Genomic DNA, 25,440 nt, shown 5'->3' with positions numbered 1-25,440 from the left:
ATAGAAGGAACGTACTAGTAGTGGCCCCACCTCGCAAGCACGACACCGATGCGATCCTCGACGCGGCCCGCGCGCTCGTCCTCGCCGACGGCCCGCGCGCCGCGAGCGTGGCCGCGATCGCCGCCGCGAGCGGCGCACCCGTGGGCACGCTCTACCACCGGTTCGGCAACCGCAACGGCGTGCTGACGGCCGCCTGGCTGCGTGCGCTCGCCCGTTTCCAGGAGCGGACGCTCGCGGCGGCCGCGCCGGACGACCCGGTCGAGGCGGGCGTGGCGATGGTCGCCGCGGCGGTGGGCTTCGGGCGCGACCTGCCCGACGACGCGCGGTTGCTGCTGGAACTGCGGCCGCGCGATCTGCTCGACGGCGCGCCGGACGCGGAGTTCCACGAGCGGCTGAGCACCATGAACGCGCCGCTGTTCGGGCGGTTGCGCCGCATGGCGCGCGAGCTGCTGGGCGGGGACGGCGCGCGGGAGCTGGACGCGATCAGCCGCGCCGTGGTGGACCTGCCGTACGCCGCGCTGCGCAGGCACGCGCACGCGCCGTCGCTGCCGGACTGGCTCGACGCGGACCTCACCGGCGCGGCCCGCACCCTGCTGGAGTCCTACCGACGGTGACCGGGCCCACAGGCCCGGGCCGCGAGCATTCGGCGGGCAACCGATAACTTGTTCTCATGGACGAACAGCGGGTGGACGCGCTACCCACCGCGGAACACCACGAGGGCGGCTTCCGCCCGATGGCGGAACTGATCGACGCCGCGACGCGCGACGTCGACATCTCCCGCGGCGGCCCGCACTACGGCGAGCTGGTCGAGCAGACGCGCGCGCTGATGGACCGGGTCCGCCTGTCCTCGCCGTCCGACGACCTGGCGCTCGAGGCGATCACCCTGCTGAAGGAACTCAACGCCAAGCTGGACGGCGCGGTGGTGGACGAGTGGTCCGCCCCCACCTGGACCCGCGCCGACCTCCCGGCGCGCGGCAACATCACGCTGCCGCCGTACGTGGTGGACGAGGCGGGCCGCGACGGCGTCACCGCCCGCGTCACGTTCCGCACCTTCCATCTCGGCGGCAACCGCGCCGCGCACGGCGGCCACATCGGCGTCGCCTTCGACGATCTGCTCGGCATGGCCGCCGCCCTGCATGCGGGCGCGGTCACCCGCACGGCCTCGCTTACCGTCGACTACCGCTCCATCACCCCGCTCGACACCCCGCTGCGCCTGCACGCCTTCGCCGAGCGCATCGAGGGCCGCAAGGTCTACGTCCGCGCCACCCTGCACGACGGCGACCGCCTGTGCGCGGAGGCGAACGGCTTGTTCATCGTCCTGAAGCCGGGACAGCAGTAGGGATCACCCCGAGGGCCGCGACCCGGTGAATCCGCGTTTTTCGCAGCGGATTTCGGGTCGCGGCCTTTCGTGGTGCTGTGCCATGCTCGATGGTGCGTGCCGAGGCCCTTCGGAATGGCAGTCGATGCACCTTTGCATGGTCGGCACCAATTCGATTGCCCCTCGTCGACACCCGGCCCACGCACGGGAAACCACCTGAACAGAGCCGGTTTTCAGGTATCGGACACGCGGAATCGGCACCGATTCTTGCAGGTGATGCAACTATGCAGACCGTGAACAGACGTCGGTCGGTACAGCAGACCGCCCGGCGCGCCGCGTTCACTTCCCCGGGAAGAACTCCGCCCGGTACTCGCCGAATCGCTCGTCCACCTGATCGGCGGTGAGCCCGAAATCATCGAGCGTGTACCGATGCGAGGGCCGCGCCGCGCCCGACGTGCTCTCGGCGTGCAGTGCCGCCATCGCCCGCTCGGCCTCCGGACTCAGCGTCAGCCCGAACCTCCCGTAGATCGCGGCGACCGCACCGAGGGGATCGGCCACGAAATCGTCGTAGTACACATCGGCGAATCGCGACGGATCGTGGCGCGCCCGATCGCGCCGGAAGCGCTCGGCGCCGCGCGCCCACAGGTCCAGCTGCGTGCTGCCCACCACCGGCCCGCGGAACTTCTCCGACCAGCCCGCCGACGCCTGCTCGTTCAGGCTGCACACCGAGGCGATGATGGTGCGCGGGTCACGGTGCATCTGGATGACCAGCGCGTCCGGATACACCTCGAAGATCGCGTCCAGCGCGAACAGGTGGCTCGGGTTCTTCAGCACCCACCGCTTCCCGGCGTCGGGCAGGCCGATCAATTGCAGGTTGCGCCGGTGCCTGCGGTAGGCGCCGGTCCAGTCGCGCCCGGCCAGCCACTCCGAATAGCCGGGCAGGTACGCCAGGCATTCGTAGGACACCGACATCGCCGACTGGCGCAGCAACTGCCAGCACTCCTCCACCTGGTCGGCGGAGATGTGGTGCACGCCCATGAACTCGGGATGCTCCACGTGGTGCTGCTCGAACGCGGCCTCGATCCGCTGGTACACCGGGTTGCCCGGCCAGGTCTCGCGCGGCGGGCGCGGCTGCGGCATCTCGGTCAGCCACATCTCCAAGCCCTGGTGCGCCGGGTCGGCGTTGAGCAGCCGGTGCACGGCCGTGGTGCCCGACCGGGGCAACCCGGTGACGAAGATCGGCCGCTCGATGGCCACCTGTTCGTGGTCGGGATGCTGTTTCCACGCGTGCTCGCTGAGCAGGCGGGCGATGAGCGCACCGCGCAGGAACGCGCGAGTGATCTTGTTGCCGAACGGCGTGAGCTCGGCTTCCTTCGCGTAGGAGTCGAGCAGCACGCCCAGCCCCTCGCGGTAGTCGTCGGCGCCGAAATCGTCCAGCCCCACCACCTTCGTGGCCGAGGCGTGCAGATCGTCGACCGTGCCGACGTCGTCCCTGCCGATCATGTCGTGCTGTCTCCTCATCAGTGGTGGTACTCGCCGCCGTTGACATCCAGGCAGGCCCCGGTGATCGCGCGCGCCAGCGACGAGGCGAAGAACACCACCGCGTCGGCGATCTCGTCGGGTTCGGGCAGTTTGCGCAGATCGATGGTCTTCGCGGTCTCGGCGTAGATCTCCTCGGGCGTCACCCCGCGCTCCTTGGCGAGGTAGTTGAAATACCACTTGAGGTTGTCGGCCCAGATGTAGCCGGGCGCCACCGAATTCACCCGAATGCCTTGGGGCCCCAGCTCGGTGGCCAGGCTCTGCGCGAGCGCCAGCAGGCTGGCCTTGGCCATCTTGTAGGGGCCGAAGGTGCGCCGCGAATGCCGCAGCACCGCCGAATTGATCATCACCACCGAGCCTTTCGTCTCGGTGAGCGCCGGGACGAACAACCTGGTGAGGCGCAGCGCGGCGAGCACGTTGGTCTCGAAACCGGCCCGCACCTGGTCGAGATCCACCACGGCCAGATCGGTGATGGGCGGGATGGCGAACGCGTTGTTCACCAGGGTGTCCACGCGCCCGAACGCACCGGTCGCGGTCTCCACCAGATGCCCCACCGCGTCCTCGTCGTTGATATCGGTGGGCACCACCACCGCCCGCCTGCCGAGTTCGGCGATCTCCTTGGCGACTTCGGTGAGCCGCGATTCGGTGCGCGAGGCCAGCACCACGTCCGCACCGGCCTTCGCGCTCTGCACCGCGATGGCCCGCCCGAGACCCGGGCCGACGCCCGACACCACAACGACCTTGTCCTGCAACAACATCAGCCGAGCATCCTCTCCGCCACGGCGACCTGGCGCGCCGCGATCCGCGCCTTCCATTCCTCCGGCGTCACCCTGGCGTCCTCGTAATACGGCAACCGGGCGGGCAATTCGCTCACGTCGACGATCTCGACCGCCGGCCCGTCCTCGGGTTTCAGATCGCGCGAGAGCCGCTGCCACCGGAACTGGAGATAGCCGCGCGCGTGGCCGGTGCGCTCGATCCAGTTGGCCAGACCGGGATTCCGTTCGCTCACCACCAGGCGGATCATGCCGTCGGGGTCGACGCGCGCCTGGTCGGCGGTGAGGCTGGTCTGGTGGTTGAGGTAGTCCAGCGAGATGTACCACATGCTGCCGAGCTGGAAGCCCTGGTACGGCGCGTCGGACTTCGGGACCGTGATGATCATGGCCTGCTCGTCGGCCAGGTCGTAGTGCCCCACCGAGGAGAACTGGGTGGCCAGCCCGCCCGGGGTGGGGCGCGGTTCGGTCATCGTGTTCACCGGCAGGTTCAGGTAGAACCACTTCGGGAACGCCAGGAAGGTCTGGATCCGCGAGACGAGCATCTTGCCCGCCACGCCGTAGCGCTTCGTGAGCAGATCCCGGGTGAGCGGCGGGGGCGCGTCACCGACCCGGTCCACACGCTGGATGCGCAACTGTCCGGGGCGCTCGGTGGCCCAGTCGCTGAACACCTCGCGCACCACGAGCATCGCCGAATCGGGCGCGAGGTGGACGTAACCGCGCCGCGGCTCGCCCGGACCGAGGCGCAGTTCGAAGGAGCCGTCGGCGGCGATGTCGAGTTCCCGGTCGTCGAAGGCGGTGTGACTGTCGGGCACGTCGACCGGCGAGTAGTCGCCGTTGAGCACCTGGAAGCTCAGGTCGCGGGTGGTGCCCCGGCGGCCGGTCACCACGTATTCGGCGTCCGGGCGCAGGTAGGAGTGGAAGTACAGGGTGTCGGGGTTGTCCAGGCCCATCTTGGTGTACGGGCCCGTGGACTGGACGAAGAACGGGAAGTCCCGCTCGTAGGCCCACGCCATCTGGAGCGAGGCGCGGATGCTGCCCGCCAGGTAGTCGTAGCCCTCCACCAGATCCTGCTCGGTCTGCACGTGGGGGGCCGCGGTGATGAGCTGCTCGGCGGCGGCGATCGCGTCCGCGAACGGTGCGGTCAGCAAAGGCTTCTCCTGCTGGTCCAAATATGTACCGCTCTGGTACATTTCGATACGAGTCAGATTAGAACGTGTTCTAGGAGTTGTCCATGGTCGCGCGCCGATCCGCCCCCACGCAGCGGGTGGTCCAGCTGCTGGATTTCCTCGTCGAGCGCGGGGGCAAGCGCTACGGCCTGTCCGAGCTGGCCCGCGAGCTGGACATGGCCAAGCCCACCTGCCTGGGCATTCTCACCGAGCTCACCGCCGCCGGGTATCTGGTCCGCGACCCGCACACCCACACCTACGGCCTCGGGCCCGCGCTCATCGCCGCGGGCCGGGTGGCCCAGGAGGGGTTCGCCATCTCGGCCATCGCGCGCGGCGAACTGGCCGAACTCAGCGCGAAATACCGCACCACCTGCACCGCGTCGGCCGTGGTCGGCGACCGGATCTCGGTACTGGAGAGCACCGGGCCCGGCATGGTGAAGGTGGGCGCGTCCTACCATTTCGCGCCGCCGGTCGGATTGATGTACGTGCTGTGGGACACCGACGCCGCCCTCGACGCGTGGCTGGCGACCCCGTCGACCGTGCCGCTGCGCCAGGACGAGACGCGCCTGCGCCAGGTCGTCGCGGAATGCCGGGCGCGCGGCTACCTCATCGAGAGTATGACCGGCGCGGGCCGGCGGCTCTACTCGCTGCTGGCCGGCGTCGCCGACCGCGATCTGCCCGACGAGCTGCGCGAACTCGTCGGCGAACTGGTCAGCAGCCTGGGCGAGCGGGTCTACCTCGGCGCGGATCTGCGCCCGCGCAAGGAGCATCCGGTGAGCCTGCTCGCCGCCCCCACCTACGGCGGCGACGGCAGGCAGAACATGATCCTCACCATGTACGTCGGCGCCGCCATCACGGGAGCCGAGATCGCCCGGCGCGGCGCGGCGCTGATGGCGGCGGCCGACGCGGTGACGCGGGCCAGCGGCGGACGGGCACCCGTTGACCGATGATCGAAACGTGTTCTAGTTTTGATCCGTGAGCCAGTACGCAAAGTCGACGGCGAGCACCTACGAGCTACCCCACCTGGACGCGCTCGAGGCCGAGTCGGCACACATATTCCGTGAAGTGGCAGCGACATTCGAGCGTCCGGTGCTGCTGTTCTCCGGCGGCAAGGACTCGGTGGTGATGCTGCACCTGGCGGCCAAGGCCTTCTGGCCCGCGCCGCTGCCGTTCCCCGTGCTGCACATCGACACCGGGCACAACTTCGACGAGGTCGTCGAGTACCGCGACCGCACCGTCGAACGCCTCGGCCTGCGCCTGATCGTCGGGCGGGTGCAGGACGACATCGACGCGGGCCGCGTCGTGGAGGACACCGGGCCGCGCGCCTCGCGCAACCGCCTCCAGACCGCGACGCTGCTGCGCACGATCCGGGAGGGCGGGTTCGACGCGGTGTTCGGCGGCGCGCGCCGCGACGAGGAGAAGGCGCGCGCCAAGGAGCGGGTGTTCAGCTTCCGTGACGAGTACGGGCAGTGGGAGCCGCGCGCGCAGCGGCCCGAACTGTGGAATCTGTACAACGGCAGGCACCGGCCCGGGGAGCACATCCGGGTGTTCCCGCTGTCGAACTGGACCGAGCTCGACATCTGGGGCTACATCGCGGCCGAGGGCATCGAGCTGCCGCCGCTGTACTACGCGCACCGCCGCGAGGTGGTGCAGCGCGACGGAATGCTGTTGGCGCACACCAGGTTCCTGACGCTGCTGCCGGGCGAGCAACCCTACGAGGCCACCGTGCGGTTCCGCACGGTCGGCGACGCGACGTGCACCGGGTGCGTGGAATCCGCGGCGGCCAGCCCCGAGGAGGTGGTGGCCGAGGTCGCGGCGGCCCGCGTCACCGAACGCGGCGCCACCCGCGCCGACGACCGCATCTCCGAGGCGGGCATGGAAGATCGCAAACGAGAAGGGTACTTCTGATGACCACCCTGCTGCGCCTGGCCACCGCGGGCAGCGTCGACGACGGCAAATCGACGCTCATCGGCCGCCTGCTCTACGACTCCAAGACGATCTTCGCCGACCAGCTGGCCGCCGTGGAGCGCGCCAGCCGCGACCGCGGCGACGACTACCCCGACCTGGCGCTGCTCACCGACGGGTTGCGCGCCGAACGCGAACAGGGCATCACCATCGACGTGGCACACCGCTATTTCGCCACACCCAGGCGGAAATTCATCATCGCCGACACCCCAGGCCACATCCAGTACACGCGCAACATGGTGACCGGCGCGTCCACCGCCGACGTGGCGCTGATCCTGGTGGACGCGCGCAAGGGCGTGGTGGAGCAGACCCGCCGCCACGCGTTCCTGGCGAGCCTGCTGGGCATCGCGCACCTGGTGCTGTGCGTGAACAAGATGGATCTGGCGGGCTGGTCGCGGGCGCGGTTCGAGGAGATCCGCGAGGAGTTCGCCGGTTTCGCGACCAAACTGGACGTGTCCGACCTGACGTTCGTGCCGGTGTCGGCGCTGCACGGCGACAATGTGGTGCACCGGGGCGCGAGCATGCCGTGGTACGAGGGCACTCCCCTGCTGCACCACCTGGAGGAGGTGCACATCGCCTCGGACCGAAATCTCATCGACGCGCGGTTCCCGGTGCAGTACGTAACGCGCAGGCACGGCGGCGAATTCCGCGGTTACGCCGGGACGGTCGCGGGCGGGGTGTTCAAGCCCGGGGACGAAGTCGCCGTGCTGCCTTCGGGTTTCACCACCACGGTGTCGGCGATCTGGGGGCCGGGCGGTGCGCCGGTGGCCGAAGCGTTTCCGCCGCAGGCGGTCACGATGCAGCTGGCCGACGAGATCGACATCGCGCGCGGGGATCTGCTGTGCCGCCCCGCGAACCGGCCGCAGGTGGGGCGGGACCTGGACGCGATGGTGTGCTGGTTCGCCGAGGACGCCACGCTGACGCCCGGCAACACCTACACACTGCGCCACACCACCCGGGCCGCCACCGCCGAGGTGCGCAGCCTCGACTACCGGCTCGACGTGAACACCCTGCACCGCGACGAGCACGCGGAGTCGTTGTCGCTCAACCAGATCGGGCGCGTGCAGCTGCGCACCCGCCAGCCGCTGCTGTTCGATCCGTACCGGCGCAACCGCACAACCGGCAGCTTCATCCTGGTGGACGACGTCACCAATAACACGGTCGCGGCGGGCATGATCACCGGGCCGACGCTGCCGTCCTCACGCGTGGTGTGGCACGCGACGGCCGTCGGGCGCGAAGAGCGCGCCACGCGCGGGGCGACGGTGTGGCTGACGGGGCTGTCGGGCTCCGGGAAGTCAACGGTGGCGGTCGAATTGGAGCGCAGGCTGGTGGCATCGGGCCGCCCGGCGTTCCTCCTGGACGGCGACAACCTGCGCCACGGACTCAACGCCGACCTCGGCTTCGCGCCCGAGGACCGCGCCGAGAACATCCGCCGCGTCGCCGAGGTGGCCCGCCTGTTCGCCGAAGCCGGTGTCACGGCGGTGGTTTCGCTCATCAGCCCGTACCGCGCCGACCGCGACCGGGCCCGCGCCGCCCACGAGGCCGCGGGCCTGCCCTTCCTCGAGGTCTTCATCGACACGCCCCTGGAGCTCTGCGAGTCCCGCGACCCCAAGGGCCTGTACGCCAAGGCGCGGGCTGGCGAGATCCGGGACTTCACCGGCATCGACGCCCCCTACGAGGAACCGGCCGCCCCGGACCTGGTCCTGCGCCCGGCCGACGGCGACCCGGCCGCCATGGCCGCGCGCATCCTGCCGCTCCTGGACGACCTCGCCTGATCGGCGGGGCGGCCGGCGCGATCGGCCGCCCCCGGAGGGTGACATTCGCGACACATCGGTAGTAACGTATCAAATTGGCCGCCGGGAGAGCGGCGGCCTTGGCGGATGTGACGTCGCGAGAGGATGGCCGGTGCGCTCGAATCTGATCTCCCGCAGGGACCTCGATTTCCTGCTCTACGAGTGGTTGCGGGTGGAAGGGCTCACCGCGCTCCCCCGCTTCGGCGAACACTCCAAGGAGACCTTCGACGGATTCCTCGACCTGTGCGAGGACATCGCGACCAGGTATTTCGCGCCGCACAACAAGCGCGCGGACGCGCAGGAGCCCACCTTCGACGGCGCGCGCGTGACGCTCATCCCCGAGGTCAAGACCGCCGTCGAGGCGTTCGCCAAGGCCAACCTGGTCGGCGCGGGCATGGACGAGCGCATCGGCGGGCTGCAACTGCCCGCCACCGTCGAGGCGGCCGGGTTCAGCTGGTTCCAGGCCGCCAACGTGGGCACCGCGGGCTACCTGTTCCTCACCGTCGGCAACGCCAACCTGCTCGCCGCGCACGGCACCGAGGAGCAGGTCGACCGGTTCGTACGCCCCATGGTCGAGGGCCGGTTCACCGGCACCATGTGTCTGTCCGAACCGCAGGCCGGGTCGTCGCTGGCCGATATCGTCACCCGCGCCGAACCGCGCGAGGACGGCACCTACCGGGTGTTCGGCTCGAAGATGTGGATCTCGGGCGGCGATCACGAACTCACCGAGAACATCGTGCACCTGGTGCTGGCCAAGATCCCGGGCGGGCCGGCGGGCACCAAGGGCATCTCCCTGTTCGTCGTGCCGAAATACCTTGTCCGCGAAGACGGTTCGCTCGGTGAGCGCAACGACGTGACGCTGGCGGGCCTCAACCACAAGATGGGCTACCGCGGCACCACCAACACGGTGCTGAACTTCGGCGAGGGCACGCACACGCCGGGCGGTGCCGCGGGCGCGGTGGGCTACCTGATCGGCGAACCGCACCGTGGCCTGTCGTACATGTTCCACATGATGAACGAGGCCCGCCTCGGGGTCGGCCTCGGCGCCACGGCGCTCGGCTACACCGGCTACCTCAAGTCGCTCCAGTACGCGCGCGAGCGCACCCAGGGCCGCGCGCTCACCGCGAAAGACCCTGCGACACCGCAGATCCCGATCATCGAGCACGCCGACGTCAAACGCATGCTGCTCGCGCAGAAGGCCTACGTGGAGGGCGCGCTCGGCCTGCTGCTCTACTGCAACCGCCTCGTCGACCTGCGCCGCACGGCCACCGACGAGCAGCAGGCCCGCGACCACACGCTGCTGCTGGAAATCCTCACCGGCGTCGCGAAGAGCTGGCCCTCCCAGTGGTGTCTGGAGGCCAACAGCCTCGCCATCCAGGTGCACGGCGGCTACGGCTACACCCGCGAGTACGACGTCGAACAGCACTACCGGGACAACCGGCTCAACCCGATCCACGAGGGCACGCACGGCATCCAGGGCCTGGATCTGCTGGGGCGCAAGGTGATCCAGCACGACGGCGCGTCGCTTCGACTGCTGACCGACCGCATCGCCGAGACCACGGCGGCCGCGACCGCGCGCGGCGGGGAACTCGCCGAGCACGCCGCGCTGCTCGACGCGTCCTGGCAGCGGCTGCTGACCGTCACCGGCGGGCTGTTCGCCGGGGGCGACCCGGCCGCCGCGATGGCCAACGCGACCGTCTACCTCGAGGCGTTCGGGCACCTGGTGGTCGCGTGGATCTGGCTGGAACAGACCCTCGCCGCCGCCGACGGTGCGGGCGAGTTCTACGAGGGCAAGCGCGCCGCCGCCCGCTACTTCTTCCGCTACGAGCTGCCCAAGACGGGCCCGCAGCTCGACCTGCTCGCCTCGCTCGACCGCACCACCCTGGAGATGCGCGACTCCTGGTTCTGACGGATCCGGCGCGTATTTCGAATCGCCCTGATCGAAATCACGGTCCGCCCCGCAGGGTGGCGCAATAGCCCCCGCCATCCGCGTACCACCAGGTCAGCGCGCTGATCCACCCGGTGTAACCGGCCTGCGTTTCGACGCCCTGCCGACCGTCACCGAGATCGTCGCCGAGTTCGGTCAGCAGCTCGGCTCCGATCAGTACCTCCTCGACGTCGCCCAGTCGCTGGTGCGGATCGTCACCGGGTTCGGGCTGGCGGCCGTGGTGGGCGTGGTCGCCGGGATCGGCCTGGGCCGCTCCCGCCCTGCTGGCCGAGACGTTCGGCCCGCTCACCGAACTGGTGCGCCCGATCCCGGCGATCGCGCTGGTCCCGGTGGCGATCCTGCTGTTCCCCAGCGACGAGTCCGGCATCGTGTCCATCACCATCACCGCCTCGCTGTTCCCGGTGCTGATCAGCACCAGGCACGCGGTGCGGGCGCTGCCGACGATCTGGGAGGACGCGGTGCGCACCCTGGGCGCCTCGCGCCGGGATGTGCTGCTGCGGGTGGTGTTTCCCGGCATCCTGCCCGGCGTGCTCGGCGGCCTGTCGGTCGGTGTCGGGGTGGCGTGGATCTGCCTCATCTCCGCGGAGATGATCTCGGGGCGCCTCGGCGTCGGCTACCGCACCTGGCAGGCCTACACCATCGTGGACTATCCGGCGGTGTTCGTCGGCATGATCACCATCGGCGTACTCGGTTTCGCCACTTCGGGATTGGTCGAACTGGCCGGGCGCCGCGTCACACGCTGGCTGCCGAGAGGAGTCACGCGATGACCGTCACCACCGCGTCCACCGCCACCGGCGGGATGCGCCTCGCGCTGGACGGGATCGGCATCGCCTACGGCGGCACGACCGTGCTGGCGGGCGTGGATCTGGAGATCGCGCCCGGCGAAATCCTCGTCGTGGTGGGCAAATCCGGCTGCGGCAAGTCGACGCCTGCGCCTACGTCGCCAACCCCTTCGGCGGCTACCAGGTCAACGCCGAAGGCAACCGGTTCGTCGACTGCGACTACTGGTCGGGGCAGATGATGGCCGAGGTCAAGCGGGAGATCGAATCCGCCCGCGGCCCCATCTATCTCAAGGTCTCGCACCTGCCCGACGAGACGCTGTCGACGCTGGAGGGCATCCTCCACACCACCGAGCGCCCGACGCGCGGCACCTTCCACGACTACCGGGGCCACGATTACCGCACCCACGACATCGAGATGCACATCTCCGAAATCGGTTTGTGCAGTGGGCATTCCGCCTCGGGTGTCTGGGTGGACGAACACGCCCGCACCACGGTGCCCGGCCTCTACGCGGCCGGCGACCTGGCGTGCGTGCCGCACAACTACATGATCGGCGCGTTCGTCTACGGCGACCTGGCGGGGGCGCACGCCGCCTCGACGCTGTCCGAGCTCGACGCGCCCGCCGAATTGCCCGCCGATCAGCTGACCGCCGCGCACGAGCTGATCTACCGTCCGCTCACCCATCCCGACGGCCCGCCGCAACCGCAGGTCGAGTACAAGTTGCGCCGGTTCGTGAACGACTATGTGGCGCCGCCGAAGACGGCCACGAAGCTGTCGATCGCCGTGGAGACGTTCGAGCGGATGCGCGCGGAGGTCGACGGCATCGGCGCGCGCACCCCGCACGAGCTCATGCGCGCGGTGGAGGTGTCGTTCATCCGCGATTGCGCCGAGATGGCCGCGCGCAGTTCGCTCACCCGCACCGAATCCCGCTGGGGCCTCTACCACGATCGGGCCGATCTGCCGGAGCGCGACGACCACGAGTGGCGCTATCACCTGAACGTGCGCAAGGGCGACGACGGGGAGATGGTGTTCCTCGAGCGGCCGGTCGCGCCGTATCTCGTGCCGGTGCCCGGTTTGGACGACGTGCCGTCCACCGATCCCACGATCATCCCGGTGGAGCAGCCGCAGGTGCGGGCCGGACGTGCGCCGCAGCGCGACGACGCACCGACCGTCGCACCGACGGAGCCTGTTTCGCCGCCTCGCCCCGGCTGGTCACCCTGCTGGCGCTGGATTCGCCTACTGCCGAAGACCTTTCGACCTACCTGACCGACGACGACCCGGCGCCGCGCGCGGACTGGCGGGCGCGGGCCGCGAACTCGCGGTCGGCGTGCTGTCCGAAGCCCTGGCCGACCCCCACCTCGACGTCCGCAAGGCCGCCGTCCTCTCCCTCACCACCTGGCGCGACGACCACGACGCCCGCGCGGCCCTGGCCCGCGCCGTCGCCGACACCGACGCCGACGTCCGCGCCTACGCCAGGCGCGCGGTGCACGCATGAGAGACACCGTGCCGCCCCGTGACCTGTGCGCCTATCGCCGGGTGGTGACGTCGCGCCGCCCACCGGGCGCGCAGGACCGACCGGACCGGTTCGGCTTCCCGCCGCAGCCAGGACAGCAGCCCGGTGCGTGCCGCGACCACCTGGCCGACCCGCCCGCGCGACGGCGTGGCACCGCGCGTCCGTTCCACCGGCCGCGCACTACCTGACGGTTCCGGCCCCGGACGGCTCCCGACGACGATCCGATCACGCGGAGGCCGACCGGCGGGGCGCGGCCGACCCTCGCTCCGTGCGGGAGCCGGCTACCTGAGCAGGGGTGCGACGGGACCGTGGGACCCCGCCGCCCTGACCACCCGCGCCCGCCGGACTCAGGCGACGACCAGGTCCACGTCGATGTTCCCGCGCGTCGCGTTGGAGTACGGGCACACCTGGTGCGCCGCCTCCACCAGCTCGCGCGCCGCGTCGTGCTCGAGGCCCGGCAGGTCGACGGTGAGGGTGACGGCCAGGCCGAATCCCTGTCCGTTCGATCCGATGCCGACGGACCCGGTGACCGAGGAATCCGCGATCGCGACCTTGCGCTGACGCGCGACGAGTTGCAAGGCGCTGTGGAAGCAGGCCGCGTAGCCGGCCGCGAACAGCTGCTCGGGGTTGGTGCCCGCACCGCCCGCGCCGCCGAGCCCCTTCGGCACGCTCAGCGCGAGATCCAGTGCGGCGTCGGAGGATCGGACGTAGCCGCCGCGCCCGGCGCCCGTCGCGGTGGCCTCGGCGGTGTACAGGATGTTCATGGTTGTTCCTTCCCTCGGGATGACTCCATCAAGAACAGTAGCGAGCAACTAAATTGTGCACAACTATTATTGGGTGTGAAAGAGGCCGCACACCGCGGGTGACCCCGTGGTGCGCGGCCTCGGACCGCGCTAGATGACCGCGTTCATGATGGTGCCCGCGCTGGTGGCGACCGCACCGCCCGCCATCGCGCTGGCCACCATCTTCGGGGACTGGAGTCCACCGCCGCTCCACTTCTCCCAGGCGAAACGACCGCCGCCGTAGGTGATCGCGGTGATCCCGGACAACTGGACGAGCCAGGTGAAATACCGGCCCATCTGCATGAGCTTGTCCGCCAATGGCGGCGCTTCCGGTGACGGGTTGCTGACCTGCGCGAGGACGGTGTCGTGTAGCGCGCAGAGAATGGTGCTCACTGTCATGCTCCTTCACGGATGCCGAGGTGATGCTGGGATTCGTCTTCACACAGAGCGCGTTACTGCGAGGAACAAGAGTGCAACCCATCGATTGAATCGCACCGCCGGGAGGGGATGTACCCGACACACCGGATATTTCGGGTCTCGACCCACACTGCCGAGTGCATGTCCGAAGCGGGGCCCGAACCCGGGATTCGCGGCGTCATCGCCGCATTCGGCCCGCTCGCGGGGACGTACCGGGGTCGTCGAGTAGCCGCGGCGCCGCGCGGTGCCCGCCGCTCGTCCCGCGACGCCGGACGGACCGCGCGATGCCCGCCTCTCGGTTCGCGGAATCGCCGCGTGCCGGGTGTTCGCTGGACTAAGCTGAGCGCGCAGATCTCAGCACCGGCGGCCACCCGCGCACCCGGGCGCCGCGAAGGGGAAACGTCATGCCGGACAACGGAGCCCAGCGCGGCCCGGCCGATCAGGGCACGACCGCCCGGATCGACACCAGCGTCGCCCACGAGGCGCGCGTCTACGACTACTGGCTCGGCGGCAAGGACAACTACCCGGCCGACCGCGCGCTCGGCGACGTGATCGCCACGCACGTCCCCGCCATCCGCACCATGGCCCGCGCCAACCGGGCCTTCCTGGGCCGGGCGGTGCGCTACCTGGTCCAGGAGGCGGGCATCGATCAGTTCCTCGATGTCGGCACCGGCATCCCCACCGCGGGCAACACCCACGAGGTCGCCCAGCGGCACGATCCGGCGGCGCGCGTGGTGTACGTGGACAACGACCCGATCGTGCTGGCCCACGCCCGCGCCCTGATGAGCAGCACCGGCCAGGGGCGCACCGCGTTCATCCACGCCGACCTGCACGATCCGGGCGCCCTGCTGGGCGATCCGGCGCTGCCCGCCACCCTCGACACCGAACGGCCCGTCGCGATCATGCTGGTCGCTATCCTGATGTACTTCCGCGACGAGGACGATCCCGCCGCCAAGGTGCGCGCGCTGCTGGACGCGGTGCCCTCGGGCAGCTACCTGGTGATCACGCACCCCACCGCCGATTTCGACGCGCGCGCCATGGCCCGCGTGGTGGAGTCGGCCGAGAGCGCGGGCATTCCGTTCCGGCCGCGCAGCCGCGCCGAGACCGAAAACCTGTTCGCCGGAACCGATCTGGTGGATCCGGGCGTGGTGCCCGTGGTCACCTGGCGGCCCGATCTCGCCGAGCGGGGCGCCGACGCGCCCGCCGAGGCGACCTCGGCCTGGTACTGGGCGGGCGTCGCCCGCAAACCCTGAGCCACCGGGATCCGTAGACTCGGCGGTGGGCCGACATCCACGCGAGCGGAGGTGATCCGAATGGTCGACGATGTCGAGAAGCGCTGGTCCGAGCCCGGGACGTTCCGCCGGGCGGTCCGCTACGACCTCGGCGTGATCACGGTCGCGGCGCTGGTCGCGGCCGTCACGATGGTCTGGGCGGCCCGCCGCGACGTCTGCCTGGACGGGCCGATCCTGTGCGATACGCCCGCGCGGCTCGCCGTCGTGCTGGGACCGGGACTGGTCCTGCTGGCGGGCGGGATCGGCGCGTTCGTGCTCACCGTGCGCACCCTGCGCCGCGGCGGCGCGTGGCCGATCTGGCAGGGCGCTGGCTGGTTCCTGCTCGTGCTCATGGTGTTCTACCTGGCCATCGGCGGCGGCACCGCCGGGTCCTAGGCGCCGGACGGACTCCGAGTCAGGGCTCAGGCCGCCGCGTGCATCTCCCACACCAGCACTTCGGCGGGTTCGATGGCGGTGACCCGGTGCCCGCCGGACGCGGTGAGGCGCACGGCGTCACCCTGTGCCAGCGCGCCGTGACCCTCGAAATCGACCGCGCCCCTGGCGAGGAACACGTGGCCGTAGGGCGCGTCGGGTATCGTGACCGAGCGGCCCGCGTCCAGGCGCGCGACGTGCAGGGCCGCGTGGCGGTTGCCCAGCGTGATCGCGGTGGTGGCGCGGTCACGCGGCAGCCCGGACGCGATGGGCACCAGCGCATCGCCCCGCAGCGCGGTGTCGACGTCGGATTCCTGATATCCGGGGCGCGCACCGTATTCGGTGGGTGGCACCCACATCTGCACGACGCGCAGGTGCTCGCGTTCGGTGTAGGCCGCGCCGTTCTTCTCCGAGTGCCGGATGCCGGTGCCCGCGCTCATCCGCTGCGCCAGGCCCGGGTGGATCACGCCGGAGTTGCCCGCCGAATCCTGGTGCACCACAGAACCTTCCAGCACCCACGTGACGATCTCCATGTCACGGTGCTGGTGCGTGTCGAAACCCTCCCCCGGGCCGACGACGTCCTCGTTGTGGACGAGCAGCAGGCCGTGCGCGTTGGCGGCGAGATCGAAGTTGCCGGTGGCCGGGAACGACTGCCGCGAGTCCAGCCACTCGTTCCACCAGTGCGCGCGCTCGTCGGCGCGCACCACGCGCACCCGCGGTGTCGGCGTCATCGTCCACTCCTCCGGCTCGGCCCTCCCGCCGATAGAAGCGCCGCTACGGGTTCGCTATTCCCCGGTGGTGGGCGTCGCCACTCCAGGGCTCACTCGTCCGGCAACGGGATCAGCTCGAGGTGTTCGGCCTCGTCGGCGTCCGCGAGCGCGGCGCGACCGGTGACGATGTCCACGCCTCCCCCGTGCTGCACCAACCACGTCCCGCAGACACAACGCAGATAACGAACCGATCCATGGGAGGACACCACCATCGGCGAGGACCACGAGCACGCGGGGCACGACATAGGCGCTAAGCCTGGGTAACTATCGGCACCAAGGCAATCTTCGCGACGGCGTGGCGGCGAATTGATTCCATAGTCCCAGCGACCGCCGCGCAATCGCGCACCGGAGCGGACGCCTCGAATCGCGGGGCGGCGGGCGCGGACAGTGCCATACTCGATAGGCATGACCGCAGATGACATCGCCGCCGGAGCCGGAGCACCGGACCTCTCGACGGTCACCGCCGTCGCGCGCGCCGCGGGCCGCGCGCCGTCGCTGCACAATTCCCAGCCCTGGCGCCTGTTCTTCGACGGAACGCGCCTGCACCTGTCCAGCGATCCGGAGCGGTTGCTGCCCATGGCCGACCCGAGCGGGCGCCAGCGCGTGATCAGCTGCGGCGCGCTGCTCCACCACCTGGAAATGGCGTTCGAGGTGCGCGGCTGGCACGCCGACGTCGACCGGCTGCCCGATCCGGACCAGCCCGACCTCCTCGCCACCCTCACCTTCCAGCCGGTGCTCGCCCCGGGTGAGCGGGTGGTGGCGCTGGCGGGTGCGATCGGCGCGCGGCGATCCTTCCGCCCGCCGATGGCCGCGCCACCCGGGTGGGAGCGGGCGCTGCCCGAGCTGACCGAGGCCGCCGCGGGCACCGGCATCGCGGTGGACGAGTTGCCCGAGTCGGCGTCCGACCGGTTGGCCGCGGCCTCCGGCCAGGCCGCGGCGCTGCGCCGCTTCGACCAGCCCTACCAGAGCGAACTCCGGTGGTGGACAGGTAATTTCGATCTGCCGGAGGGCATTCCGCCCACGGCGCTGACCCCGGCCGGGCAGGCCGAGCGCGTGCCGGTCCGCCGCGACTTCCCCACCCCGCCCGGCCCGGCGCGTCCGGCGGGCGCCGAGGTGGATCACGCCCGGTTGATCGCCCTGAGTTCGACCGGCGATTCCCCGGAACAGTGGTTGCGCACCGGCGAGGCGCTCTCGGCGGTCCTGCTCGCCGCCACCGCGGCCGGGTTCGGGACCTGTCCGCTGACCCATATCACCGAGCTACCCGCCGCGCGGCGCATCCTCGCGGGCCTGCTGCCGGACGGCCGCGCGCCGCAGGTCGTGGTGCGGATCGGCGCCGCTCCACCGCCCGAACCCACACCGCCGACGCCGCGCCGCACGGTGACCGACTACCTCGCAACCCGCTGAACCGTTCGCGACCTCCGCTAACGATCGCGCGTCCGGGACCGATGGTCCCGGTGTCGAACACCTGACGACATCGGCACGCAGCTCCAGTCGAAGGGAAGCCCCGTGAGAACAGCGATGAAGCGCGTCACACTCGGCGCGGCCGCCGCAGGCCTGCTCACCCTGGGCCTGGCCCCGGGCGCCTCGGCCTATCCGGTCGGCCCGTGGGGCGTCGAGGGGCCCTGCAAGGGCGTGGCGCAGAACCAGTGTCCGTGGAGCCCGTCCGAGGACGGCCTGACCTGGTCGTACAAGGGTGTCTCGTCCCACTACGACAAGCTCGGCAACCACGTGTGCTCCACCTCCTGGGGTCCCGGCGGCGGCAACCCGCTGTGCGCGCCGATCATGGCCGCGGTGCGCGCGCTGCCGCCGATGCCCGTCGGTCAGTGGCTCAACCCGGGCGGCTGATCCGCCCGTTAGGCTGAAATCGCATGTCACGGCCGCGCCCATGCCCGCGGCCGCCCATCCACCTATCCGTCAGGGAGTTCTCTTGGCCCGGCACCGCAGCACCGTCCGCCCGTCCACGACCCGCCGCGGCGCGGTCGCGACCACCGCCCTCGCGCTGCTGCTCAGCGCGGGCGTCGGCGCGGCCGCCGCGCGCCCCATCGGCGACCACGAGGTCGGCGGCGCGATCGAGGTCGAATACGACCAGGCCGGCGGCGGCGCGGTCTTCGGCAACCCCGTCACCCCCGAACTCGACGCCGCGCGCGGCGGCCGCCACCAGGTGTTCGAGCGCAACGCCGCCATCTACTGGCATCCCGACACCGGCGCGCAGAGCGTGAACGGCTCCATCCGCGACAAGTGGAACGAATTCGGTGCGGAGGGCGGCGTCCTCGGCTATCCGGTGACCCGCGAACAGGGCACCCCCGGCAACACCGGCCGCTTCAACCACTTCCAGGGCGGATCCATCTACTGGTCCGTCGGCACCGGCGCCGCCTACATCGGCGGCCAGATCCGCGACAAGTGGGGCCAGCTCGGCTGGGAGGGCGGTCCCCTCGGCTTCCCCATCAGCAGCGAGGCCGCCAGCAAGAACAACGGCCGCTACAACCTCTTCCCCGGCGGCGCGATCTACTGGTCGCCGTCCACCGGCGCGCACGCCGTCTGGGGTTCGATCCGCGACGACTGGGCCCGCGCGGGCGCCGAGAACGGCCGCTACGGCTACCCCACCAGCGACGAGTACGACTACCAGGGCGGCAAGGCGCAGGACTTCCAGGGCGGCCGCATCACCTGGCAGCCCTGAGCGGTCCGTTCGGTGATCGCCGCCAGGTCGGTGCGCGCGGGCGTGGCGACGGGACGATACTGGGCGTCATGTCGCCCGAATTCGAGAACGGGAGGCCCCGGCCGCGCAACGGCATGGGGCTGACGGCGCTGGTCCTGGGGATCTTCGCCGCCGCGTTCTCGTTCATCCCGTTCGTCAGCGAGATCCTGGCCGCGCCCGCCGCCGTCGGCGCCGTGCTCACCGGCTCGGTCGGATGGCTGCGGGCCGACCGGGGTGAGGCCACCAACGGGAAGGACGCCGTGATCGGCGGGGTGCTCGGCGTGTTCGCGCTGTTCATGGCGCTGCTGGTGTGGACGGCGACGAACGGCGCGTGAGCGCCCGCTGTTAGCGTGACCGGCATGTACGTCAAGCTGTGCGGGTTGCGCACCGGGGAGCAGGTCGAGGTGGCCGTGACGGCGGGCGCCGACGCTGTGGGATTCGTGTTCGCCCAGAGCGTGCGCCGGATCGAACCGGCCGCCGCGCGTGCGCTGGTGCGCGAGGTGCCTTCGTCCGTGCTGACCGTCGGCGTGTTCGCGGGAATGCCTCCCGAGGAGGTGCGCCGCGTCGCGCTCGAGTCGGGCGTCGGCGCCATCCAGCTGCACGGCGCCTACGACAAACAGGCCTTCGCCGACCTGGCCGACACCGGCCTGCGGCTGCTCCGCGCCGTCGCCCTGACGCCCGACACGGACGTGACTGTCGGTGCCTTCGGCGAGGACATGCTCCTGCTCGATTCCCCCGACGCCGGTTCCGGCCGCCGCTGGGACCTCTCGACCCTCACCGCCCGCCCCGAGGGCCACTGGCTCCTCGCCGGCGGCCTCGGCCCCGACAACGTCGCCGAGGCCATCGCCGAAGCCCGCCCGTGGGGCGTCGACGTCTCCAGCGGCATCGAATCCACCCGCGGCGTCAAAGATCTCGGCCGTATGCGCGCCTTCGTAGCGGCGGCCCGCTCCGCCTGATCGGGGTGGCCGGTGCGGCGACGGACGAGCCCGCCGCCGCCCGGTCGTCACACTGCGCGAGCTCGCCGCTTCGGAGAAGATGGCGTTCTCCGCCGACCCGCGCGTGCCGCACCGGCGACTCGATCGGCTCCGTCCCGCCGGAGGTGCGCGCGCCCGGCTTTCAGTACGCCGTGCGCGCCGATAACGCCACCGGTCTCACCTCCGAACCGGTCCGGTGTGCCGACCCGCTGGGGTCCGGGTCCGGTAGCAGCCCGGCTCCGCTCAGCAGCCCAGGTGATCGGCGAGGTCGGCGAAATCGGTGACGGTCAGGTCGAATTCGGGTTCGAGGGTGAGGTCGGCGAGGGAGGGGTCGCCGTGTTCGAGGGGGCGCAGGACGAAGGCGGTGCGGAAACCCAGGGCGCGGGCGGCGTGCAGATCGTACTTGTGGCTGGCGACCATCATGATGTCGGTGGCGGGCAGGCCCAGGTAGTGGTTCGCGAGGTGGTAGGCAGCGGGGTCGGGTTTGAAGACGCCCGCCATCTCGGCGGCGAAGACGGCGTGCCAGGGCAGGTCGCCGTGCCGGGTGATGCTCACGACCGCGTCGACGTCGGCGTTGGAGAGCGTGGCGAGCAGGTAGCGGCGGCGCAGGCGGTGCAGCGCGGGCACCACGTCGGGCCAGGGGTCCAGGTGTTTCCAGGCATCGCTGAGCCGATCGCGCTGGGCCGCAGGGAGATCCACGCCCACGGCGGCCAGCGCCTCGTCCAGGGTGGCGCGATAGATCGAGGCGACGGAGATCCAGGGCGTGCCCGCCGGGCGCCCGGCGGAAGTCTCCCGGAAGTACGCCGCGCGCCAGTCGTTGACGAACGCCGACCAGTCCACGTGGGCGTGGTCGGGGCCGGCGATCTCGGCCGCCGCCGTGCGGACCGTGGTGTGGAAATCCGTGGCGGTGCCCTGCACGTCGAACAGCAACGCCTTCGGCGCGAGTTCGGTCATGTGCGCCCCCTTCTCCCGAGATCGGACGACGGAAACGCTAGCAGGAGTGCCGGTTCAGGCAGTCCTGCGACAGCTTCGGCAGGGGGCCATCCGCCAGACTTCACGCTCGCGACCATCGAGCGCGGGCTTGCGGCGGACCTGGGTCCGCGGGTGTCCGGCCGAGCTCATACGTCGCGCGCGAAACCGACTGCGGCACAACATGACCGGCCGAGCGAGAAACGGCCCCGGCGGGATGCCGGGGCCGTCGTGGCTCAGTGCTGGTGGAGCACGCCGCTGATCTCGTTGGGGCTCTCCGGCAGCGTGCCGGTCGCGGTGACCTCGCCGGTCGCGAGGTCGACGCGCTTGACGGTCTTGCTCGCCGGGTCCGACACGTAGGCGTCACCCTCGCGCACGAACAGCGCGGGCCGCGCCTCCTGCCACTTCAGCGGCTCCTGCCACGGATCGAACAGCGGCACCTTCTTGGTGACCGTGCCGGCGACCGGATCGATGATGTGCAGGGCTCCGTCGGTGCCGAGGACCAACGCCTCGCCCTGCGGGCCGCGCCCGAGGGACCGGAAGGTGTAGCTGGTGCCGAGGCCGACCAGCCGCAGCGTGCCGGTCTCGGTGTCGATGAGCGCGATCTGCTCGGGCCGTTCGAGTTCGGCGTCCTGGTCCTGCTTGTAGTCGCCGAGCACGATCGCCGACGCGTCGCTGCCGGCCTGGTTGCCGATGCGCCCGTACTCGGTGGGGCTGGCGACCTTGGTGATCACGCCGTCGCGGTAGTAGAGCACGCCGTTCTGGCAGCCCACCACGACGGTCTCGCCCTTGGCGGTGGCCTCGCCGTGCACGCCGGGGCAGTCCTCGTTGCGGGCGATCTCCTTGCGGTCCTTGTCGAGCACCACGATGCCGGTGCGGGCCTCCTCGGTGCCGAGGGTGAGCACCAGCGAGCCGTCGGCCAGTTCCACCGCGACGCCGTGGTGCGGTTGCTCCGCCTTGTAGGTGTCGGTGGGCGGCTCGCCCTCGCCGAGCGCGTCGGAGTCGAACGCGATCACTTCACCCGTGCCGTCGGAGAACAGCACGGTGCGGCCGGCGTGGCGCACCACGTGTCCCGGCTTGGGGCCGGGGAATTCGACGTCGGTGAATTCGGCCGCGGTGGCGTCGTAGGCGCGGAAGCCCTCGGTGGTGGAGACGATCAGGTGGTCGTCGTCGCCCGCCGGGTTCAGCCGGTTGAAGCCCTCGAGTTCGGTGGTTCCCTTCAGCTCCAGGGTGTTTCCGTCGAGCACGAAGATGCCGCCGTCGTAGGTGAGGGCGATCGGGTCCGCGATGGGTTCCCGCGCGTCCGGTGACGCGTCGTCCGCGCCGCAGCCCGCCAGCGCGACCGCCGCGGCGAGCAGGCCGGACAGGGCCATCGCCCGGGTCCGAATGTGCATGTGGTGCTCCTCTTTCGTTGTGACACTGCGAGTTTCATGCGAGACCGCGCACGATCGACTCGGTATTGGCGCGCATCATCGCCAGGTAGGTGGGCGCGCCGCCGTCGGGGCCGGTGAGCGATTCGGTGTAGAGCGCGACAACGCGGACGTGCAGGCCCGCCTGTTCGGCCAGCACTCGCGCCAGCCGGTCGGGCTGGGCGGAGTCGGCGAAGATCGTGGGTACCCCGGCCGCGCGCACCGCCCCGGCCAGCTCGGCCAGGTCGGACGGGCTGGGCGAGGCGAGCGCGGTGCCGCCCGGTATCACCGCGCCGATCACCTCGAACCCGAAACGCTGGGCCAGATAACCGAAGACGTGGTGGTTGGTGACGAGTTTGCGGCGCTCAGGGGGCAGCGCCGCGAACTGTTCGGTCATCCACGAGTCCAAGCCGTCGATCTCACCGAGGTACCGGGTCGCGCGGTCGCGCACGGCGTCGGCGTCGATACCGTCGACGTGGGTGAGGATCTCGTCGCGGATCACCTCGACGGCCGTGCGCACGCGGCGCGGATCGGTCCAGAAGTGCGGGTCGGGGCGTCCGCTGCCGACCTCCGGGCGGTAGCGCAGCGGATCGACGTGCTCGCCCACCGCGACGGTGGTGACGCCCGCCTCGGCCGCGGCCTCCACGTGGCGCAGCACGCCCTCCTCGAGCCCGAGCCCGTTGTGCACGATCAAGTCGGCGCGTTCCAGGGTCGCGGCCTGTCGCGCGGAGACCGCGAAGCTGTGCGGGTCGGCGTCCGGCGGCATCAGCACGGTCACCTCGGCGGCGGCGCCCACCACGGCGGCCGTGAGGTCGCCGAGAATGTTGGTGGTGACGACGATTTCGGGACGGTCGCCGCCACCGCCGTCGCATCCGGTCAGCGTCAGCGCGGCCGCCAGGAGCGCGCCGAACAGCGCCGCGGTCCTCATTCGCCCGTCTCCGCCAGGAGGCCGGGACTGATATCCAGGTCGAAGGTGCGGGCTACGCGCAGGTCGGCGTGGTCGATCTCGAAAACCTTTCGTGCGACGGGATCGTTGACATAGACGCGACTCGTGTCGATCGCGATCGTGGCGCTTGCGCCCGGTGTGACGAGCGGTGCGCTCTTCACCTCCGTGCCGTTCTCGACGTCGTAGGCGCGCAGCACTCCGTCGGGTGTGAGGGCCAGCAGCGCGGCCCCCTCCCCCGGCGTGTTCGCCGCGACCACCGCGCCCGTCGGGACGAAACTCCAGGTCTTCTTGCGGATGTCGAGCTCCCACACCCCGCGATCGCCCGCCGCGGCGGCCAGCGTCGCGCTGTTCGGCCGGTGCGTGAACGCCACCGCGCGTTCCGCGGGCGGCACCGGCGCGGGGTAGGCGATCTTCTCGCCCGCGAACGCGCCGCCGTCCGCCGAGACGACGAGAGCGCCGTCCGCGCAACCGAACACGACACCGCGCCGGGTGACGGCGGTCCCGCGCGCCTCGGCACAGGGTGCGTCGAGCGTGGACTCGACCGCGCCTTCCCGCGTGCGGACCGTCACCGCACCGGTCGCCGGATCGGCGACCAGGACGCGCTCGCCGAGAGGGACGGCCGGACCGTCGGCGCGCCAACCGATTTCGCGTACTTCGCCGTTGTCCAAGGCCGCACGATCCAGCAGTGTCGCGCCACCGTCCGGCGAACTCAGCGCCGCCACCGTCGAATCCGATGCGGCGGCGACGACGTCCCCGGACTCGTGCGCGCCCACCGCTCGGATGGGCGCCCGGTAATAGTGGACGTGATCACCGTGATCGACCAGCCAGGAACCGGAATCGACCACCGTCACGCCCCGCTCGCCCGACACGTACACGTGCCGCCGGTCGGTCGCGATCCGGTCGGCCCCCGGCACCGTGTCGAGTTCGGTGACCTCCTGCGAGAGCAGGTCGAGCACGCGGACCGCGCCGGAATCCTTGTCCACCAAGACGAGTCGCGGGTTCGGCTCGGCGGTCTCCTCCGCGCCCGCCACGTACCCGTGCGGCGTCGGCTCGGCGTCATCGTCCACCGGACCCGTCGCACCGCAGCCCGCCACCGACACCGCCGCCACGACGGCCGCCGCACCCACTCGGGTTCCCCTGCCGCCGAACCTGATTCGCGCGCGCAGCGCCGAGGCCGCAGCGGACAGGAAGAAGAATCCGACGGCCGTGGCCGCGATCGTGGCGCCCGCCGCCGTGCCGACGTGCCACGACACCAGCAGGCCCACGAACGTCGCGGCCGACCCCAGCCCCGCCGCCGTCAGCATGATCAGCGGGATGCGGTGCACCCACAGCATCGCCGCGGCGGGCGGCGCGATGAGCAACCCGAACACCAGCAGCGTGCCGACGATGTGGAACGAGGCGACGATGGCGAGGGTGATGAGCCCGACCATGGCCGCGTGCGCGAGCTTCGGCCGCAGGCCCAGCGTGTGCGCGGTGCGCTCGTCGAACGACGCCGCGAGGAAGGCCCGGTGCCCGGCCGCCGCCGTCACCGCGGCCGCGAGCAGCGCGACGACCAGCCAGAACAGGTCACGGTCGCGGATGGCGAGCACGTCGCCGAACAGGAACCCGGTGAGGTCGACCGCGAACGACTGGGCCCGCGACACGATCACCACCCCCACCGACAGCATGCCGACGAACAACAGCCCGATGCCGATATCGGCGGAGAACCGCGTGTCGCGGCTCAGCGCCGTGACGCCCAGCGCCATCGCGCCCGCGCTGAAAGCCGCGCCCACCAACAGGTTTCCGCCCAGCAGCGCGGCCACGGCGATGCCCGGCAGCATCCCGTGCGCCATCGCGTCGGCGAGGAACGCCATGCCGCGCACCACCACCCAGGTACCCGCGATCGCGCACAGGCACGACACGAGCAGCCCGCCCCACAGTGCCCGCGCCACGAAGGACACCTCGAACGGGGCGATCAACCACTCCATGGGGCGACACTCT

At 71.0% G+C, this 25,440-nt stretch carries 24 protein-coding genes and 2 pseudogenes; 16 read left to right on the top strand and 10 right to left on the bottom strand.

The window, feature by feature from the left end; genetic code table 11:
• Positions 1-20 precede the first annotated feature (20 nt).
• Both OHB21_RS27565 and OHB21_RS27560 read left to right on the top strand, forming a co-directional pair.
• The gene (locus OHB21_RS27565; RefSeq protein ID WP_067502529.1) at positions 21-614 is read left to right on the top strand and encodes a TetR family transcriptional regulator; all 594 of its coding nucleotides are present in this window, start codon (positions 21-23) and stop codon (positions 612-614) included.
• Positions 615-670: 56 nt separating this feature from the next.
• Positions 671-1,339 carry a PaaI family thioesterase gene (locus OHB21_RS27560; RefSeq protein WP_067502532.1) on the top strand — a complete coding sequence of 223 codons (669 nt, stop codon included), beginning with the start codon at positions 671-673 and terminating at the stop codon, positions 1,337-1,339.
• 318 nt (positions 1,340-1,657) lie between these two features.
• Here OHB21_RS27560 and OHB21_RS27555 read toward each other — a convergent pair whose 3' ends face one another.
• From OHB21_RS27555 to OHB21_RS27545, 3 genes are read right to left on the bottom strand one after another with little or no spacing between them, the layout of a single operon-like run.
• The gene (locus OHB21_RS27555; RefSeq protein WP_067502534.1) at positions 1,658-2,821 is read right to left on the bottom strand and encodes a sulfotransferase family protein; all 1,164 of its coding nucleotides are present in this window, start codon (positions 2,819-2,821) and stop codon (positions 1,658-1,660) included.
• A gap of 17 nt (positions 2,822-2,838) precedes the next feature.
• On the bottom strand, positions 2,839-3,615 hold the full coding sequence (locus OHB21_RS27550) for an SDR family oxidoreductase (RefSeq protein WP_067502536.1): 777 nt from the start codon (positions 3,613-3,615) through the stop codon (positions 2,839-2,841).
• Complete coding sequence (locus tag OHB21_RS27545) at positions 3,615-4,778, bottom strand: hypothetical protein (protein ID WP_067502620.1); 1,164 nt, start codon at positions 4,776-4,778, stop codon at positions 3,615-3,617. Before OHB21_RS27545 ends, OHB21_RS27550 begins: the two co-directional genes overlap by 1 nt.
• A gap of 83 nt (positions 4,779-4,861) precedes the next feature.
• On the opposite strand from OHB21_RS27545, the gene OHB21_RS27540 reads away from it, so the two are divergent.
• From OHB21_RS27540 to OHB21_RS27510, 7 genes and pseudogenes are all read left to right on the top strand, one after another.
• Entirely contained in the window at positions 4,862-5,746 is an 885-nt protein-coding gene (locus OHB21_RS27540) for a helix-turn-helix domain-containing protein (protein WP_067502623.1), read from the top strand.
• Positions 5,747-5,771: 25 nt separating this feature from the next.
• Entirely contained in the window at positions 5,772-6,704 is a 933-nt protein-coding gene (gene cysD / locus OHB21_RS27535) for a sulfate adenylyltransferase subunit CysD (protein ID WP_067502539.1), read from the top strand.
• On the top strand, positions 6,704-8,536 hold the full coding sequence (gene cysC, locus OHB21_RS27530; protein WP_195124136.1) for an adenylyl-sulfate kinase: 1,833 nt from the start codon (positions 6,704-6,706) through the stop codon (positions 8,534-8,536). Before cysD ends, cysC begins: the two co-directional genes overlap by 1 nt.
• A gap of 130 nt (positions 8,537-8,666) precedes the next feature.
• The gene (locus tag OHB21_RS27525) at positions 8,667-10,463 is read left to right on the top strand and encodes an acyl-CoA dehydrogenase (RefSeq protein ID WP_195124135.1); all 1,797 of its coding nucleotides are present in this window, start codon (positions 8,667-8,669) and stop codon (positions 10,461-10,463) included.
• A gap of 121 nt (positions 10,464-10,584) precedes the next feature.
• Positions 10,585-11,269 (top strand): annotated as a pseudogene (locus tag OHB21_RS27520) (ABC transporter permease); the annotation flags it as partial.
• Entirely contained in the window at positions 11,266-11,523 is a 258-nt protein-coding gene (locus OHB21_RS27515; RefSeq protein WP_195124134.1) for an ATP-binding cassette domain-containing protein, read from the top strand. The pseudogene OHB21_RS27520 and the gene OHB21_RS27515, both read left to right, overlap by 4 nt.
• Positions 11,430-12,768: pseudogene (locus OHB21_RS27510) on the top strand (FAD-binding protein); the annotation flags it as partial. The gene OHB21_RS27515 and the pseudogene OHB21_RS27510, both read left to right, overlap by 94 nt.
• A gap of 374 nt (positions 12,769-13,142) precedes the next feature.
• Here the strand turns inward: OHB21_RS27510 and OHB21_RS27505 are convergent.
• Complete coding sequence (locus OHB21_RS27505; protein ID WP_067502547.1) at positions 13,143-13,559, bottom strand: organic hydroperoxide resistance protein; 417 nt, start codon at positions 13,557-13,559, stop codon at positions 13,143-13,145.
• A gap of 129 nt (positions 13,560-13,688) precedes the next feature.
• Positions 13,689-13,970: a hypothetical protein gene (locus OHB21_RS27500; RefSeq protein ID WP_067502626.1), complete on the bottom strand. Its 282-nt coding sequence runs from the start codon at positions 13,968-13,970 to the stop codon at positions 13,689-13,691.
• Between the two features lie 428 nt (positions 13,971-14,398).
• On the opposite strand from OHB21_RS27500, the gene OHB21_RS27495 reads away from it, so the two are divergent.
• Together OHB21_RS27495 and OHB21_RS27490 are read left to right on the top strand one after the other, a co-directional pair.
• Positions 14,399-15,247: an SAM-dependent methyltransferase gene (locus OHB21_RS27495; RefSeq protein WP_067502550.1), complete on the top strand. Its 849-nt coding sequence runs from the start codon at positions 14,399-14,401 to the stop codon at positions 15,245-15,247.
• Positions 15,248-15,307: 60 nt separating this feature from the next.
• Positions 15,308-15,661, top strand: a complete 354-nt coding sequence (locus OHB21_RS27490; RefSeq protein WP_195124133.1) for a hypothetical protein — start codon at positions 15,308-15,310, stop codon at positions 15,659-15,661.
• A gap of 26 nt (positions 15,662-15,687) precedes the next feature.
• Here the strand turns inward: OHB21_RS27490 and OHB21_RS27485 are convergent, their stop codons facing one another.
• Positions 15,688-16,428 (bottom strand): pirin family protein, encoded by a 741-nt coding sequence (locus OHB21_RS27485; protein ID WP_195124132.1) that lies wholly within the window; start codon positions 16,426-16,428, stop codon positions 15,688-15,690.
• 444 nt (positions 16,429-16,872) lie between these two features.
• Between OHB21_RS27485 and OHB21_RS27480 the strand changes: the two genes are divergently transcribed.
• From OHB21_RS27480 to OHB21_RS27460, 5 genes are all read left to right on the top strand, one after another.
• Positions 16,873-17,871 (top strand): Acg family FMN-binding oxidoreductase, encoded by a 999-nt coding sequence (locus OHB21_RS27480; protein ID WP_067502561.1) that lies wholly within the window; start codon positions 16,873-16,875, stop codon positions 17,869-17,871.
• A gap of 102 nt (positions 17,872-17,973) precedes the next feature.
• Positions 17,974-18,312, top strand: coding sequence for a hypothetical protein (locus tag OHB21_RS27475; protein ID WP_067502563.1), 339 nt, complete (start codon positions 17,974-17,976; stop codon positions 18,310-18,312).
• 82 nt (positions 18,313-18,394) lie between these two features.
• On the top strand, positions 18,395-19,144 hold the full coding sequence (locus tag OHB21_RS27470) for an LGFP repeat-containing protein (protein WP_228788432.1): 750 nt from the start codon (positions 18,395-18,397) through the stop codon (positions 19,142-19,144).
• A 68-nt stretch (positions 19,145-19,212) separates the two neighbouring features.
• Entirely contained in the window at positions 19,213-19,497 is a 285-nt protein-coding gene (locus OHB21_RS27465) for a hypothetical protein (RefSeq protein WP_067502569.1), read from the top strand.
• Between the two features lie 24 nt (positions 19,498-19,521).
• Positions 19,522-20,118: a phosphoribosylanthranilate isomerase gene (locus OHB21_RS27460; protein WP_067502572.1), complete on the top strand. Its 597-nt coding sequence runs from the start codon at positions 19,522-19,524 to the stop codon at positions 20,116-20,118.
• A gap of 261 nt (positions 20,119-20,379) precedes the next feature.
• Here OHB21_RS27460 and OHB21_RS27455 read toward each other — a convergent pair whose 3' ends face one another.
• The 4 genes from OHB21_RS27455 to aztB all read right to left on the bottom strand — a co-directional run bounded on the left by OHB21_RS27455 (position 20,380) and on the right by aztB (position 25,427).
• A complete protein-coding gene (locus OHB21_RS27455) occupies positions 20,380-21,090 on the bottom strand; it encodes a haloacid dehalogenase type II (protein ID WP_067502575.1) in 711 nt (236 codons plus the stop codon).
• 251 nt (positions 21,091-21,341) lie between these two features.
• Positions 21,342-22,499 (bottom strand): zinc metallochaperone AztD, encoded by a 1,158-nt coding sequence (gene aztD, locus OHB21_RS27450; RefSeq protein ID WP_195124130.1) that lies wholly within the window; start codon positions 22,497-22,499, stop codon positions 21,342-21,344.
• A gap of 34 nt (positions 22,500-22,533) precedes the next feature.
• Entirely contained in the window at positions 22,534-23,442 is a 909-nt protein-coding gene (gene aztC, locus OHB21_RS27445) for a zinc ABC transporter substrate-binding protein AztC (protein ID WP_195124129.1), read from the bottom strand.
• A complete protein-coding gene (gene aztB / locus OHB21_RS27440) occupies positions 23,439-25,427 on the bottom strand; it encodes a zinc ABC transporter permease AztB (RefSeq protein WP_195124128.1) in 1,989 nt (662 codons plus the stop codon). Before aztB ends, aztC begins: the two co-directional genes overlap by 4 nt.
• Between the last annotated feature and the right edge of the window lie 13 nt (positions 25,428-25,440).

Origin of the sequence: Nocardia puris (assembly GCF_036051655.1) — a bacterium.
GTDB classification, from domain to species: domain Bacteria; phylum Actinomycetota; class Actinomycetes; order Mycobacteriales; family Mycobacteriaceae; genus Nocardia; species Nocardia puris.
The sequence above is the reverse complement of the archived record's forward strand: the minus strand, read 5'-3'. Positions and strand labels throughout refer to the sequence as shown.